The sequence below is a fragment of the Sphaerimonospora cavernae genome (assembly GCF_042435035.1).
GTDB lineage: Bacteria > Actinomycetota > Actinomycetes > Streptosporangiales > Streptosporangiaceae > Sphaerimonospora > Sphaerimonospora cavernae.
On record NZ_JBHMQT010000005.1, the window covers coordinates 78,976 to 93,460 of the forward strand.

General features: G+C 68.1%; 17 protein-coding genes and 1 tRNA gene. 12 read left to right on the top strand and 6 right to left on the bottom strand.

Annotated elements, in window-relative coordinates; all coding sequences use genetic code 11:
- Nucleotides 1-133 precede the first annotated feature (133 nt).
- Nucleotides 134-2,896 carry a pyruvate dehydrogenase (acetyl-transferring), homodimeric type gene (gene aceE, locus ACFHYQ_RS04315; RefSeq protein ID WP_394299752.1) on the bottom strand — a complete coding sequence of 921 codons (2,763 nt, stop codon included), beginning with the start codon at nt 2,894-2,896 and terminating at the stop codon, nt 134-136.
- Nucleotides 2,897-3,348: 452 nt separating this feature from the next.
- On the opposite strand from aceE, the gene ACFHYQ_RS04320 reads away from it, so the two are divergent.
- From ACFHYQ_RS04320 to ACFHYQ_RS04350, 7 genes are all read left to right on the top strand, one after another.
- Complete coding sequence (locus tag ACFHYQ_RS04320; protein WP_204017360.1) at nt 3,349-3,543, top strand: DUF1918 domain-containing protein; 195 nt, start codon at nt 3,349-3,351, stop codon at nt 3,541-3,543.
- Between the two features lie 9 nt (nt 3,544-3,552).
- Complete coding sequence (locus ACFHYQ_RS04325) at nt 3,553-3,960, top strand: secondary thiamine-phosphate synthase enzyme YjbQ (protein WP_394299753.1); 408 nt, start codon at nt 3,553-3,555, stop codon at nt 3,958-3,960.
- Between the two features lie 138 nt (nt 3,961-4,098).
- Nucleotides 4,099-4,527 (top strand): DUF3052 domain-containing protein, encoded by a 429-nt coding sequence (locus ACFHYQ_RS04330; protein ID WP_204017362.1) that lies wholly within the window; start codon nt 4,099-4,101, stop codon nt 4,525-4,527.
- 123 nt (nt 4,528-4,650) lie between these two features.
- On the top strand, nt 4,651-5,133 hold the full coding sequence (locus ACFHYQ_RS04335) for a peroxiredoxin (RefSeq protein WP_394299754.1): 483 nt from the start codon (nt 4,651-4,653) through the stop codon (nt 5,131-5,133).
- A 72-nt stretch (nt 5,134-5,205) separates the two neighbouring features.
- Complete coding sequence (locus ACFHYQ_RS04340; RefSeq protein WP_394299755.1) at nt 5,206-5,559, top strand: hypothetical protein; 354 nt, start codon at nt 5,206-5,208, stop codon at nt 5,557-5,559.
- The gene (locus tag ACFHYQ_RS04345) at nt 5,556-6,557 is read left to right on the top strand and encodes an ROK family protein (protein ID WP_394299756.1); all 1,002 of its coding nucleotides are present in this window, start codon (nt 5,556-5,558) and stop codon (nt 6,555-6,557) included. Before ACFHYQ_RS04340 ends, ACFHYQ_RS04345 begins: the two co-directional genes overlap by 4 nt.
- A gap of 15 nt (nt 6,558-6,572) precedes the next feature.
- Nucleotides 6,573-6,647: transfer RNA gene (locus ACFHYQ_RS04350), tRNA-Val, on the top strand.
- Between the two features lie 207 nt (nt 6,648-6,854).
- On the opposite strand, the gene ACFHYQ_RS04355 is transcribed toward ACFHYQ_RS04350, so the two are convergent.
- A complete protein-coding gene (locus ACFHYQ_RS04355; RefSeq protein WP_394299757.1) occupies nt 6,855-7,298 on the bottom strand; it encodes a hypothetical protein in 444 nt (147 codons plus the stop codon).
- A gap of 429 nt (nt 7,299-7,727) precedes the next feature.
- Between ACFHYQ_RS04355 and ACFHYQ_RS04360 the strand changes: the two genes are divergently transcribed.
- Together ACFHYQ_RS04360 and ACFHYQ_RS04365 are read left to right on the top strand one after the other, a co-directional pair.
- Nucleotides 7,728-7,934, top strand: coding sequence for a hypothetical protein (locus ACFHYQ_RS04360; RefSeq protein WP_394299758.1), 207 nt, complete (start codon nt 7,728-7,730; stop codon nt 7,932-7,934).
- A 22-nt stretch (nt 7,935-7,956) separates the two neighbouring features.
- On the top strand, nt 7,957-8,223 hold the full coding sequence (locus tag ACFHYQ_RS04365) for a type II toxin-antitoxin system VapC family toxin (protein ID WP_394299759.1): 267 nt from the start codon (nt 7,957-7,959) through the stop codon (nt 8,221-8,223).
- A 312-nt stretch (nt 8,224-8,535) separates the two neighbouring features.
- On the opposite strand, the gene ACFHYQ_RS04370 is transcribed toward ACFHYQ_RS04365, so the two are convergent.
- Nucleotides 8,536-9,114 carry a maltokinase N-terminal cap-like domain-containing protein gene (locus ACFHYQ_RS04370; protein ID WP_394299760.1) on the bottom strand — a complete coding sequence of 193 codons (579 nt, stop codon included), beginning with the start codon at nt 9,112-9,114 and terminating at the stop codon, nt 8,536-8,538.
- Nucleotides 9,115-9,496: 382 nt separating this feature from the next.
- Between ACFHYQ_RS04370 and ACFHYQ_RS04375 the strand changes: the two genes are divergently transcribed.
- Both ACFHYQ_RS04375 and ACFHYQ_RS04380 read left to right on the top strand, forming a co-directional pair.
- Nucleotides 9,497-10,750, top strand: coding sequence for a mannosyltransferase family protein (locus ACFHYQ_RS04375; protein WP_394299761.1), 1,254 nt, complete (start codon nt 9,497-9,499; stop codon nt 10,748-10,750).
- Nucleotides 10,751-10,792: 42 nt separating this feature from the next.
- Nucleotides 10,793-10,993 carry a hypothetical protein gene (locus tag ACFHYQ_RS04380; RefSeq protein ID WP_394299762.1) on the top strand — a complete coding sequence of 67 codons (201 nt, stop codon included), beginning with the start codon at nt 10,793-10,795 and terminating at the stop codon, nt 10,991-10,993.
- A 55-nt stretch (nt 10,994-11,048) separates the two neighbouring features.
- On the opposite strand, the gene ACFHYQ_RS04385 is transcribed toward ACFHYQ_RS04380, so the two are convergent.
- The 3 genes from ACFHYQ_RS04385 to ACFHYQ_RS04395 form a co-directional block, all read right to left on the bottom strand.
- Nucleotides 11,049-11,876 (bottom strand): PIG-L family deacetylase, encoded by an 828-nt coding sequence (locus ACFHYQ_RS04385; protein WP_394299763.1) that lies wholly within the window; start codon nt 11,874-11,876, stop codon nt 11,049-11,051.
- A 284-nt stretch (nt 11,877-12,160) separates the two neighbouring features.
- Entirely contained in the window at nt 12,161-12,493 is a 333-nt protein-coding gene (locus tag ACFHYQ_RS04390; protein ID WP_394299764.1) for a hypothetical protein, read from the bottom strand.
- Nucleotides 12,494-12,807: 314 nt separating this feature from the next.
- Entirely contained in the window at nt 12,808-13,143 is a 336-nt protein-coding gene (locus tag ACFHYQ_RS04395; protein WP_204017368.1) for a hypothetical protein, read from the bottom strand.
- Nucleotides 13,144-13,603: 460 nt separating this feature from the next.
- Here ACFHYQ_RS04395 and ACFHYQ_RS04400 point away from each other — a divergent pair, with 460 nt between their 5' ends.
- Nucleotides 13,604-14,476: an NAD-dependent protein deacetylase gene (locus ACFHYQ_RS04400; RefSeq protein ID WP_394299796.1), complete on the top strand. Its 873-nt coding sequence runs from the start codon at nt 13,604-13,606 to the stop codon at nt 14,474-14,476.
- Nucleotides 14,477-14,485: the final 9 nt, after the last annotated feature.

The following is a 14,485-nucleotide window of genomic DNA, read 5'->3' on the forward strand; positions in this document are numbered from 1 at the left end:
GGTCTTGTCTGTTACTTGGGACTGACTTGAACCGTTCCATGCCGCCTGATCAGGCGGTACGCCGTGCCGTACGGGCCACATGCGCGGAAGGGGCGGCGCCGGATCCCGGCACCGCCCCTTCCGATCGGGTCGATCAGACGCCCATCGACTGGGTGTCGTTGGTCTCGGGCGTGGCCCGTCCGGCGACCTCGGTCACGCCGTTCTTCAGGTGGTAGCGGGAGACGGCCTCGTGAAGCACCTCGGACCTGAGCTCGCCCCGCTTCACGAGCTGGGTGAGCACCGCCAGGGTGATCGAGGCAGCGTCCACGTGGAAGTGGCGGCGCAGCGCCGAGCGGGTGTCGGACAGGCCGAACCCGTCGGTGCCCAGCGAGGTCCAGTCACCCGGCACCCATTGGGCGATCTGGTCCGGCACGGCCCGCATGAAGTCGCTGACGCCGACGAACGGTCCGTGGGCCCCGGACAGCTTCGCCGCGACGTACGGCAGGCGCGGCTCGGCGTCGGGGTTGAGCAGGTTGTGCTCCTCGGCGGCGAGCGCGTCCCTGCGCAGCTCCGACCAGGAGGTGGCCGACCAGACGGCGGCCGACACCCCCCAGTCCTCGGCGAGCAGCCGCTGCGCCTCCAGCGCCCACAGGCCGGCCACACCGGAGGCCAGGATGTTCGCCTTCGGCCCGCCGCCGGCGGTGTCGGCGGCGGGGGCGTAGAGGTACAGGCCCTTGAGGATGCCCTCGACGTCGACGCCCTCGGGTTCGGCCGGCTGCTGGTAGGGCTCGTTGTAGACGGTCAGGTAGTAGAAGACGTTCTCCGAGTCCTCCCCGTACATCCTGCGCAGGCCGTCCTTGACGATGTGCGCGATCTCGAACGCCCAGGTCGGGTCGTAGACCACGCAGGCCGGGTTGGCCGAGGCGAGCAGCGGGCTCTGGCCGTCCTCGTGCTGCAGGCCCTCGCCGTTCAGCGTGGTGCGACCGGCGGTGGCGCCGAGCAGGAAGCCGCGGCCCATCTGGTCGCCGAGCTGCCACATCTGGTCGCCGGTCCGCTGGAACCCGAACATCGAGTAGAAGATGTAGACCGGGATCATGTGCTCGCCGTGCGTGGCGTACGAGGAGCCGACGGCGGTGACCGAGGCCACCGAACCCGCCTCGGTGATGCCCTCGTGCAGGATCTGCCCCTCGGCCGACTCCTTGTAGGACAGCAGCAGCTCGCGGTCGACCGCCTCGTAGGTCTGCCCGTGCGGAGAGTAGATCTTGGCGGTCGGGAACATCGCGTCCACGCCGAACGTGCGGGCCTCGTCCGGGATGACCGGCACGAACCGGGCACCGATCTCCGGGTCCCGCGCGAGGTCCTTGAGCAGGCGGACGAACGCCATCGTGGTCGCCACGTTCTGCTTGCCGGAGCCCTTGCGCAGCCCGGCGTAGACCGGGTCGCCGGGGAGCTTGAGCGGCTTGGCGCGCACCACCCGTCTGGGGAGGTAGCCACCGAGCGCCGCCCGGCGCTCCTTCATGTAGGCGACCTCCTCGTTGTCCTCGCCGGGGTGGAAGTACGGCGGGAGATCGGCCTCGAGGTCCTTGTCCGGAATCGGAAGATAGAGCCGGTCGCGGAACTCCTTGAGCTCGGCCTTGCTCAGCTTCTTCATCTGGTGGGTGGCGTTGCGGGCCTCGAAGTCCTTGCCCAGCGTCCAGCCCTTGATCGTCTGAGCGAGGATGACGGTCGGCTGGCCGACGTGCTCGCGGGCCGCCTTGAACGCGGCGTAGACCTTCCGGTAGTCGTGGCCGCCGCGCGACAGCCTGCGGATCTCGTCGTCCGACAGGTGCTCGACCATCTTGCGCAGCCGGGGGTCGCCGCCGAAGAAGTGCTCGCGGATGTAGGCGCCGGACTCCACCGAGTAGGTCTGGAACTGCCCGTCGGGGGTGGTGTTCATCTGGTTGACCAGCGCGCTGTCCACGTCGGCGGCGAGCAACGGGTCCCAGTCGCGGCCCCAGACGACCTTGATGACGTTCCAGCCGGCTCCGCGGAAGAACGACTCCAGTTCCTGGATGATCTTGCCGTTGCCGCGTACCGGCCCGTCGAGCCGCTGCAGGTTGCAGTTGATCACAAAGGTGAGATTGTCGAGCTCCTCGCGGGCGGCCACGCCGATCGCGCCGAGCGACTCGGGCTCGTCCATTTCCCCGTCGCCCAGGAAGCACCACACGTGGCTTCGGCTGGTGTCCTTGATCTTGCGGCTGAGCAGGTAGCGGTTGAACCGCGCCTGATAGATCGCGGAGATCGGGCCGAGACCCATGGAGACCGTCGGGAACTCCCAGAAGTCCGGCATGAGGCGCGGGTGGGGATAGGAGGGCAGGCCCTTGAACCCGTGCGACAGTTCCTGGCGGAACGCGTCGAGGTCGGCGGTGGACAGCCGGCCCTCGAGGAACGCGCGGGCGTAGATGCCGGGGGACGCATGGCCCTGGATGAAGACCTGGTCGCCCGATTCCCCGTGGTCCTTGCCGCGGAAGAAGTGGTTGAAGCCGACCTCGTAGAGCGACGCTGCGGAGGCGTAGGTGGCGATGTGGCCGCCGACGTTGGTCCGCGCGTTGGCCCGGTGCACCATGACCGCCGCGTTCCACCGGATGTAGGCCCGGATGCGGCGCTCGACGTACTCGTCCCCGGGGAACCAGGGCTCGCGCTCGGGCGGGATCGTGTTGATGTAGTCGGTACTGCGCAGGCCCGGAACTCCGACCTGTCGTTCCCGGGCGCGTTCGAGCAGTCTGAGCATCAGATAGCGGGCGCGGGTGCGCCCCTCGGTCTTGATGACGTTGTCGAGCGATTCGAGCCATTCCTGGGTCTCGCTCGGATCGACATCAGGCAACTGGCTGGGTAGGCCGTCACTGATGATCGAAAAACGCTGGCGTCCGGAAGCCACTGGGTCTCGCCTTCCGAGTTTGGACATGGTCACGTCGGTCTGATGGGTCTTGCCTGTGGGCTGCGTCCTGCCGGAACGCGGTGTCTCGTCGAGTGTCCTGTCGGGTGTTCTGGTCGTCTTCCATCCTGTCTCTTCGCACCGCAAAGTGCATCTCTACTCCTCGGTAACCAGCGGGTCTCCGCTGGCAGCGGATTTTCTCAGGAGTAGACCTCCAATCATAGGACGACTGGGATCTCCTTGTTCATACCAGGGGGTGCGGCAGCCGGCTCTGCCCGTATGGCCTGGTAAGGCATGCCCTCCCCGACGGACCCGGTAACCATCCGAGCACCGGTGATCCCGCCTGATCCGCCGGTAACGTTTTGGTATGAGTTGTCCCTTCCTCTGCCGGGAGAGGGGTTTCTCCTCCCCTCATCGGGCGATAGCCGTACCAGGCTCTGAGAGGAGGGATCGAGATGCACGCTGCGGTAGGCGACCGGCTCGTGGTGCACGGGACCGTCGTGGGGGAGCACGACAAGCAGGGCGAGATCATCGAGGTGCGCGGGCCCGGCGGTGAGCCGCCGTTCATGGTCCGCTTCGAGGATGGACACCAGGCGCTGGTGTACCCGGGCCCCGACGCGGTCGTCATCCCCGCTCGCGGAGGCTCGTAGTATCGCGCTGTGAAATCGAGGGAGATCGAGGTGCGCACCGGCTCACGCGAGCGGGTGCACGACCTGACCCAGGAGTGCGCCGATTTCGTGCGGGAATGCGAGGGAGACGGCCTGCTGCACGTGTTCGTGCCGCACGCCACAGCGGGCATCGCGCTGATCGAGCTCGGCTCCGGCAGCGACGACGACCTGCTCGCGGCCCTGGGGGAACTGCTCCCGGCGGACGACCGGTGGCGGCACGCGCACGGGTCGCGCGGCCATGGCAGAGCACACGTCATGCCCGCTCTGATCCCCCCGTCCGCCACGGTGCCGGTGCTCGACGGAAGGCTCGCGCTGGGGACGTGGCAGTCGGTCGCGTTGATCGATCTGAACGTCGACAACCCGGACAGGCGCGTGCGTTTGTCATTTTTGTCCGATTAGCAGATAACGGTGCGGGTCCCTGGTCGTGGCGACCGTTGACGGCGGTGGGTCGCAGCGTGTGGACTGTGCCGAAACATGGCTCTCCGGAGCCCGACAACCGCGAATATTGGCGGGGTCACCCGAGCAGGAGGGATGAACGTGAGCGCGACCGCGGGCCAGGCGCAAGGTGAGCGCGGCCTGGCCGAACGACTCGGCCTCAAGGCTGGTCAGGTGGTGCAGGAAGTCGGCTGGGACGAGGACTGCGACGAGGCGCTGCGCGAGTCCATCGAAGAGCTGACCGGCAACGAGCTGGTGGATGAGGACTACGACGAGGTGGTCGACGTGGTCCTGCTGTGGTGGCGTGACGGGGACGGGGACCTGTTCGACGCGCTCAGCGACGCGATGACCGCGCTCGCCGATGGAGGCCAGATCTGGCTGCTGACGCCCAAGGCGGGGCGTGACGGCCATGTCGAGCCCAGTGACATCGGAGAGGACGCGACCACCGCGGGGCTGTCTCAGACGAGCAGCATCAGCGCCGCCAGGGACTGGTCGGGGACGCGGCTCGTCGCACCCAAGGCCCGTCGCTGAACATCCGGGGCCTCTGGGCGCTGTCCAGGTCTGATCCGCTGATCCGTTCCCCTGCCGTACGGCTCGGCCGTGCCGTACGGCAGGATGGTGCGCGGACCCGAATCGGGAAGGACTTGACTGCTCATGGCGGCGGAGACGGTGGAGGCGATGGAAGCGGCGCGGATCGACCGGCCGGCTCCCGACTTCGAGCTCAAGGACCAGCACGGCACTCCGGTCAGGCTCGCCGATCACCGGGGGAGGAAGGTCGTGCTCGTCTTCTATCCCCTGGCGTTCAGCCGTGTCTGCCACGGCGAGTTGAGCGCCATCCGTGACGAGTTCGTCCCTTCGGCGCCCGAGGACGTCCAGGTGCTGGTGGTCTCGGTCGACTCGATGTTCGGCCAGCGCGCCTGGTCCGATCAGGAGGGCTTCACGTTCCCGATGCTGGCGGACTTCTGGCCGCACGGCGAGGTCGCCCGGGCGTACGGCGTGTTCGACGAGGAGAAGGGCGTCGCCCTCCGGGGCACGTTCATCATCGACGGCGAGGGCGTCGTACGGTGGAAGGTCGTCAACGAGATCGGGTCGGCGCGGGACGTCGACGAATACCGCAAGGCGTTGGCGCAGCTCTGATGTTTCCGCCCACTGGCTGGGCGCTGACATATCCCTACCTGTCCATCCCGATCTGCCTTCAGGGGAGGGGAGATGCCCTGCTACCGATGCGGGGCCCGGCAGACCGACCCCGTCCGCGGCGCCAGCCCGTGGAAACGCGGGGTGCGCCACGAGGCGCAGGTCCTGGTCTGCCCGGACTGCCAACGCGTGCACGATCTCGATCTGGACACCTGCGCATCCTGCGGCTCCGTGGCGCTGATCTGCCGCCTCGGCGAGGTCGAGTGCCGCTCCTGCGGAGCCGTACGGCTCGCCCGGTCCAATGACCCGCTGGTCCCGGCGGGCCGGCCCGATCCGGCCGGCCGGCCGGGCGCTTCCGGCCAGACGAACTCGCCCGGCCTGGCGGCCGAGGTGGAGGCCGCGCTCAACCGTGTCCTGGGCCGCTCATGAGCGCGCGTCGTCCTGGGCCGCTCGAGAGCGCGCATCCGCGGTACGTGGTCGCGCTCGACGTGGGCGGGACTTCGATGAAGGGCGGCCTGGTCACCCGGGGCGGTGAGGTGACCGCTCTGGAAGGTCGCCCCACCGGCCGGGAGAACGGCCCCGAGACGGTGGTGTCGGCCATCCGCGCCTACGTCGATGAACTGGTGGATCTCGGCTCCTCCCGGTACGGCGCGCCGCCCGACGGGATCGGCCTCGCCGTGCCGGGCATCGTAACCACCTCCACGGCCGTCTACTCGGCGAACATCGGCTGGTACGACGTGCCCGTCTCCGCGTTCGTGCCGTCGGGGATCCCGGCCAGGCTCGGGCACGACGTACGGACCGGCGGCCTGGCGGAGAGCGTGCTCGGCGCCGGGCGCGGCGTGGCGGACTTCCTGTTCCTGGCCATCGGCACCGGCATCGCCGGCGCGGTCGTGATCGGCGGCGAGCCGTACGGCGGCGCCGAGGGCTCCGGCGGCGAGATCGGCCACGCGCCCGTGTGGCCCGCCGGGGAGAAGTGCGCCTGCGGCCAGATCGGCTGCCTGGAGACCTATGCCTCGGCCTCCGCCCTGGTGCGGCGGTACGAGGCCAGGTCGCCGAGCCGTACGGCGGCCACCGCCAAGGACGTCGTGTCGCTCGCCGTCGCCGGGGACCCGGTGGCCGGTGAGGTGTTCGACGACGCGGTCGAGGCCCTGGCGATCTCGCTGGTGTCGTACGTGATGCTGCTCGACCCCGCGGCGATCGTGATCGGCGGCGGCCTCGCCGAGGCGGGCCAGACGCTGTTCCTGCCCTTGGAGGAGCGGCTGTCGGCCAGGCTGACCTTCCGCGAGCGGCCCCCGCTGCTCCCGGCGGCTCTCGGCATGCGAGCCGGCATGCTCGGCGCCGCCCTGCTGGGGTGGCAGGCCGCCGGAGTGCCCGACGTGGGGCGCGAATGGCCGCTCGATGTGCTGAGAAGGGGCGCTGTGCCGTAAGGTGTAGTCCCGTCCGGGCGGTTAGCTCAGCGGTAGAGCACTCGCCTTACAAGCGAGGGGTCACTGGTTCGAACCCAGTACCGCCCACCAGCGAAAAGAGCCCCGCTTCCCGCCTGGGAAAACGGGGCTCGTGCCATTAGCGACCGTGAGTGTTCTTGCTCAGTGAGCACTCGCCTCAGTCGGTCGAGCTTGTGTGATCTTGCCGTTCATGACATCGGCGATCTTGTTGATCTGCTTCCGCCGTACGATGCTGGTAGATCATCGCGGCCCGCACACTGTCGTGGCCCATCCGCGCCATCAGATCTGGGGAGCGGGCCGCTGCCCTGGGCACGGCTCACCGACACCGATGAGCACCTCGTGGGCGGCACCGCCGTCAACTCGGACCTGTACCGGAAGGCAACCGGTCTCGCGGACGATGTACCCTCCGGGGAAGGCGATCCACTCGTCCCGCGCTTCGCAACGGTTCACGACGATACGAGCACCTGGTGACCCCGGGCGGCCCCACACCATCCAGAACCGGCCGGTCAGCCTCTCCGGCACGATCAGCTCGACATGTCTTCCACGCCGTACGAGCAGGCCCTGTTTGGCGAAGAACCCCGTACCTCCGTCGGGCGTGCTGTCCTCGCCTACCTGCAGGGCCTGTGCACTGCTCTTACTCGTCGGCAGGGCCACGGCATCGACGATGACCTGCAGATTATCGTCGGGAGAGTGGTACTCGCCGATCGCGTCGCCGCACCGCACCGCCGAAGCTGCTACGGGAGAGAGCGAGGACGCGGCTTCTTCCCTTGTCGGCGAAGCGTCGGACGTGCACGCAGCGGTGACACTGACACCAGTCAGTATTGCGATCACGACTAAACGACTTCGCATGTGCCCAGTCTGACCGCTGCGGCCATGCAGCGCACTGGTCTATCTGACGAAGATCGTGAGGGGGAGGCGGCGCCAACCGGAGTCAGCGAAAGTCAGCGAGACCGCTGACACGAGACCGCTATGGAGATCACCAAGCCGGTACGGTGCGCGCACGTGACGGCACTCGATGGCACCCGCTGATTGTGCCTGCCACGCTGCACCGGCGTTGAAGGGATCACAGGGAGGGCCTTGCTAACGCTCGCTCTTGGAGGCGAGGCGGCGTAGAGGGGGTACTTTCCCGTCGTCGTGCCTGCCCTCGAAGGCATGAGTGTCATGCGTGAGGAGCTGCACCACCTGGTGGACCGGCTGCCCGAGGCGAAGCTGGGTCCGGCTTTGGAGCTCATCCAGGGGAGCTTGGAGGAGTCCGAGGAGGAGGTTGAACGGGACCTGCCGTTCTTCGGCTCGTTCGCGATGGGTCCGGATCTGTCTGAGCGACACGAGGAGATCCTCCGCAACGAGTGTGGCCGCTGACGTGGTTCTATGCGATTCCAGGGTGCTCATCGCGGCCGGCGACCGGCATGACAAGCACTACCGGCCATGCGTCGAGCTACTACGTCACGCGAAGGGGCCGCTTCTGGTGCCGTCTCCGGTGCTGGGAGAGGTCGGGCACTTCCTGAGCGGGCGGGTGGGGCCGGAGGCGGAGCTGAAGTTCATCGAGTCGTTCGGAGGCAACGGCTTTCGTGTCGTCGAGTTGGAGCCGGGGGACTTGCCCCGCGTGAAAGAACTCGTCAGGACCTCGCCGATGCGGCCGACGCGCTGAGCGCGCTGGCGAGTGATGCCGTGTTGGCGGATCAGATCGCCGACAGGCTCGTTGACTGTCTCGCCCGCGGCACCATCGAATCGTCTGCGCGCCGGCGGCTGACGCAGGCGCTCGCGGACATCCCGGGGATCACGGCGTCACGTGCCCTCGCAGATCTGTCACATGACGAGGACCGTGCCGTCGCGCTTACCGCGGCATACATCCTCAAGCTACGCGACACGCGATAACGAGGGGTCACTGGTTCGAACCAGTACCGCCCACCGGCCAGAACGCCCCGTCTCCGCTCAAGGAAACGGGGCGTCTGCGACTCACTTACCGCCGCGCGACGGTGGCGAATACGCCCCGTGCGGCCGTTCCGTCCGGCCAGGTCCAGCCGGCGACGAGGCGTCCGGATGACCCCTCCGCGGCCTCAGCCGGCCGCAGGACACGGTTGACCTGCACGTCGAGCCCATCGGCAGGGCCGATTCCGTGCACGGTGACGGTCGGGTCCGGGGTGTCGCTCTTGCTCTGGTGCTGCGGCACTGCCTCGCCGCGCAGGAGTGCGCGCAACTGTGCCGTCACCACCGGGTCGTGGACACCGTCATAGATCCACCGGGGGCCGAGGACCCCATGCTCAGAGGTGCCGATCAGCGCCTCGCCGGGGACGCCCTCAAGTGCCGCGCCGCGGTAGCTCATCGGCGCCAGGTACGCCACCGGCTCCTGCGCGGTGGTGTCCACCACGACCATGAACTCGATCCCGACCTCGCCCTCCGGATCGTCCAGCCGGAACCCGCCGGCCTTGACCAATTCGGGCGTTCCCGCCTCGCCCACGTACCAGCTCTGCTTCGGCAGCCACTCGGTGAGCAGCTCCAGCTTCGTGGGCGTCAGGGTGGTGTGGTGGACATAGGCCATGTGAACTCCCTTACAAGCGGGACTGGGTCGGTCTCCTGAGGAGCTTGAACCAATAGGGGCCGGCGATGCTTCCCAGGCCGCCTGCGCGCCGTTCCCGAATTCGCTGCATGTTTCAGGCGCGGCATCGGTCGCTCCGGCTCTTGATGGCGGAAACCTCGATGTCATCGCGTACGCCGGAGGATCCGGAGCGGGTGCCGTGTCGGATCGGACTGGCGTTCGGCATCGAGCGCCTGTCATGATCTCTCATCATGGGTGTGGTCGCGGCTCGTCCGCACGGGTCCGCGGAGGGGGGACCAGTCCGACGGATCGGCCCTGCCGGGAGGACGTACGGAGGCGGCGTACCCCGTACGGGGGGCCGACAGATGCGAGAGGAGAGCGGCACGTGACGGCTTTCGTTCGGGAAGCTGAGCGCGACCCGGAACGCGAGGAGTCGACCGGGCCGGACCAGGAGGCCACCGGGGAGACCACAGAGGAGGCCGTCGAGCGCGGGGATATGAGTCCTCCGCCCGGCGAGACCACCGCCGAACCGGTGGGACGGGGCGCCGCCACCCGGGACGCGCTGCTGCTGTGGGTCGGCACCAGGGCCGGCATGCTCCTCGTGGCGGTCTACGGAGTCCTGATCGTCTCCGGCCAGAACCGGGCACCGCTGCTGGAGCGCTGGAAATCCTGGGACGCCGACCTGTTCCGGAAGATCGCCGAGTTCGGATACGACGGCGACCCGAGCCTGGATCCCGATCCCGGGCTGCCCGCCTTCTTCCCCGGCCTGCCGCTGGCGCTGCGCCTGGTCCATTCGGTCGTCGGCGACTGGACCCTGGCCGGACTGATCATCTCGTTCGTCGCCGGCGCGGTGGCCGTGGTGGCTCTGGCCCGGCTCGCCGACCTGGAAGGACCCGTCGGCTCGGGCCGCTGGGCCGTACTGGCCCTGCTGTTATGCCCCCCGGCGGTCTTCCTCTTCGCCGGCTACTCTGAGGCGCTCTTCCTCGCCTTCGCGCTGCCCGCCTGGCTGGCCGCCCGGCGCCGTGTCTGGCCGCTGGCCTGCGCCCTGGCCGCGGGGGCGTCCTGTGTACGGATCACCGGCCTGTTCCTGGCCATCGCTCTGATCATCGAGTTCGTCGTGAGCCGGATCCGCAGGGACGGCTGGGCGGGCTGGCGGCGGGGGGCCTGGTTGGTGCTGCCGTTCGCGTCGATCTTCGCGTACGCCGCCTACCAGCACTCCCGTACCGGCAACTGGCTGGCCTGGAACCACGCTCAGGAGGTCGGCTGGGGGCGGAGACTGGTCTGGCCCTGGGAGGCGTTCGGCGCCACATGGGACATGACCGCCGACGCCAGCGGGTACGGGCCGATGTTCCGCCTCGAGATCGCGGCGGCGATCGTGGGGGCGCTGCTGCTCGTCTGGCTGCTGGTCGCCCGTCGCTGGGCCGAGTTCGTCTACGTCGGGCTGCAGCTGGGCACCCTGCTCACGTCGACGTTCTATATGTCGGTCCCCCGGGCGGTGCTGCTGTGGTGGCCGCTGTGGGTGCTCATCGGCAGGACGGGCGCCCGCCGTCGGTGGGTGATAATCCTCTACGCCACGGTGATCGGGCCGCTCACCGTGCCGATGCTGATGTCCTTCCTCAACAGTTCCTGGACCGGCTGAGCCATCAACGCGAATCCGTGAATCACGGGCTAGCGTGAAGTGATGGAGAGAGAATCTTTTCCGGTTACGCTGCCCAACGGGCAGGAACTGAGCTGCGACACCTGTGGGCACCAGATTTTCGAACAGCACAACTGGAAGCTGCAGACCACAGGGATGACGTTCATGAATCTCGACTGGGCCAACCGCGACGCGGTCTGTTTCGTGTGCACCGCCTGCCGGCGCATCCATTGGTTCCACCTTTGAGGGGGAAGCGCGGACCGGGCGGCGGGGGCCTTCGCGGCAGAGGCCAGCTGGCGGATCAGGACTGAACGTCGCGCAGGCCGGCGAACAGGTCGTCCTCCTGATCGGGGGCGGTCACGCGGGAGATGCGGCGGACGAAGAACTCGGTCGCGAAGGCCTCGTGCTGTGCCTCGGCGGGCATCCGCAGCAGGAAGATGTTCTCGCCCTGGCTCTCGTGGGCCCGCAGCGCCTTGATCTTGTGTTCGACGTACGGTGAGACGTCGACGCCGGTGGTGATCAGCTCGTCCGGGGTGCCGAAGTCGTCAGGCAGCTCCACCTCCTCCGGCGCCATGCCGCTCGACCGCATGAACTCGAACATCTGCCGGATCCGCTCCCGCGGCACGGCCGTGTAGTACAGCTTGTCCGGGATCCCGGTCGTCTCGGTCGCCGCCAGCGCGATGCGGTGGGCCTGGATGTGGTCGGGGTGGCCGTAGCCGCCGATCTCGTCGTACGTCACGACCACCTGCGGCCGGTAGCGCTCCATGAGCTCGGCCAGCCGGGCGGCGGCACGCTCGACCGGGATGTTGGCGAACGCGTCGGGGTGACCGTTGCCTGTCCAGCCGTCCATGCCGGAGTCACGGTAGCCGAGCAGCTCCAGGTGATCGATGCCGAGATGGGCGGCGGACTCCCGGAGCTCGGCCAGCCGGCGCTCGGCGACGGCCGCGTCGTCATGGCCGGGCTCGCCCGGCTTGACCCCGCCGGGCCCGTCCCCCTGCTCGCCGTTGGTGCACGTCACCAGGACCGTACGGATGCCCTCCGCGGCATGCTTTGCCAGGATGCCGCCGGTGCCGATCACCTCGTCGTCCGGGTGGGCGTGCACGGCCATGACGGTGAGCTCTCGGTCCATTCGATCCCCCGTACTCTGGTTTACGAATACTTTTCGAACGACCCTATATCGCCTCTTGCTCCCCTGAGCGGAACGAGCGCGGACTTGTGGCCGTAGCGGTGGTCGGGGTCATGCGTGCGGCCACCAGCCGCCAGAGGGGTAACTGCAGGAGAGCCGGCGTGATGGCGAACGGCGGCAGCGTCCATGCCCGGACGCCCTCGGCGATCGTCAAGGCCGCCCACGTGCTGCTCCGTCTCGAATACGGCCGGCACTCCTGACCGAAGATCACAGGTCGTCACGATTCGTTACGCGGAAGGGCTCAATGGGCCTGCGCCCCGGACGTTGATCAGGCTCGGATGGATCGTGCTTGGCTGCTGAGCGGTATCCACTTTATGAATGATCCGCACATCTGCCGGGTATCTGCGGGCTAGTCGTTCTCGAATGCCGAGAGCGAGCGATTTCAGCGCGTCGCCATAATCGTTCATCCTGCGGATGTCAGGAGACGTGGCCCGCCAGCCGTTGCCGGATCGCCGATAGATCACGTGGATTTCCCTGGGCCGTTCAACGATCATGGCTACGGGGATGCCCAGATCGTCCCAGGGGTGCTCCGCCTCGCTGCTCACATCTGTCATCATCATGTCCGTTCCCGCGAGGCTACGCCTACTCCTCGTACGCGCCACCGAGGCGGTGGCGGCCCTCTTCTGCGTCGACGATGTAGAGAGGTAGGCCACGAACTCGACCCCGTCGTATGTGTGTGTGGGGGGCCGCGCGACATCGCACTGGAAGCCGTCGGCGGCGGCCTGCTCACTCCGTTGCTGCGCTCGCTCGTGCCGGGTGGACGGCTCGTGGCCCACAGCTCCGGCAGTGGCCAAGGCACACCAGGTCATCGAGGCGCGCGCCAACCAGGCAAGGGGATCCCCATCCCTTGACGTATCGACCCGACCCGCTGCGGTCAGGCGTCGGCGAACAGCCGGTCGGCATCCTCCAGCGGAGCGACATGCATCACTGCGCGGTCGGTCTCCCAACCGGGCGTCGCGTCCCCGATCGCGTGGATGGCGGTCCGTAGCGCGCACAGCGCCTTCACCATCGCCTCTGCGGGGTCCTCGGCTTCCACGGTCATCTGGACATCGACGCGCCCGATGGTGAGGGTGGCGGCCAGATCGGGATCTTCGATGTATGTGTCCTGCTCCGCGAGGTCCAGCAGCGAGTTCATGAGCTCGTCGAGCCGAGCCTCAAACCCCGAAAGATCCCCGACGCAAAGCACCTCCTGGATTGTCAGGTACTTCATCCCGCCTCCTCGTCATCCCAACAGGTCGCTCGGCGCAACTGGCCGAGCAGATTCCTCTTGTAGTTGTTTCCCGATGGTGTCAGGTGCACGGTCTTCCGGTGGATCCCACAGGGGCACTTCATCATGAAATACTTCTTCCCCTTGTCCACTACCCATCCCTGGCGTTCGGCCTGAGCAAGCACCTCTTCGAGTTCTTTGACCTGGTGTCGCGGTCTGACCACTTGACTACCCGTCGTTGGCTGGAGTGTACGTTGCGGCCCTGCCCCCGCCCAGGCCGTCCACGGCAACTCTGTCACATTGGGTGCCTTAGGTCTCACTCTTTGCAACTGGGCTGTGGAAAACTCCTTGGGCTGGCCGGGGACCTGGGGCGGATACGACGGTCGGGCAGGATGGATGGGTGATTGGGGCGGTGGATGAGGGGGCCGGAAGCGTGATCGATGCACCGACCGGCTCGCCGGGGATGTTCACCGGTCCTCGGTTCCGCGTGCTGGTCGATCTCGTCGCGGACGGCGACGTGGTGATCCTCAGCGGGGCCGGGCTGTCGACCGAGTCCGGAATTCCGGACTATCGAGGGGAGACCGGCCGCAAGCGGCGGGCCGAGCCGATGACGTACCAGACGTTCGTCGGCAGCGCGGCGGCGCGGAGACGCTACTGGGCACGCAGCCACCTGGGCTGGCGGGAGATCGATCGTGCCCGTCCCAACGCCGGGCACCGCGCCGTCGCGGAGCTGGAGGCCGGTGGGCTGGTCGCCGGGATCATCACCCAGAACGTCGACGGGTTGCATCAGGCGGCCGGGGCCCGGCAGGTGATCGAACTGCACGGCGCTCTCGACCGCGTTCGCTGCCTTTCCTGCGGCGAACGCACCTCACGGCAGTGGCTCGACCAGCGGCTGCGCGCAGCCAACCCGCGCTGGCACGCTCGGATCGACGTGATCAATCCCGACGGCGACGCCGTGCTCGCCGACGACCAGGTCGAGGGTTTCAACGTCGTGAGCTGTGACGCCGACGGCTGCGGCGGCGTGCTCAAGCCCGATGTGGTGTTCTTCGGGGAGAACGTGCCGCGACCTCGGGTCGAGGAGTGTTACGCGCTGGTGGAACGCGCCGGGATGCTGCTGGTCCTCGGGTCTTCGCTGACGGTGATGTCCGGCTACCGGTTCGTACGGCACGCCGCCGAGCGCGGCATCCCCGTCGCGATCATCAACCGGGGTCCGACCCGGGGCGACACCCAGGCCTCGCTGACCGTTGACGCTCCTCTCGGCTCGACCCTCACCAGGCTTGTCTCGCGGCTGGAGCCGCCTCATGGCAGGTCATCGGACTCTTCCGTCAGCACGTGAGGCGAATGC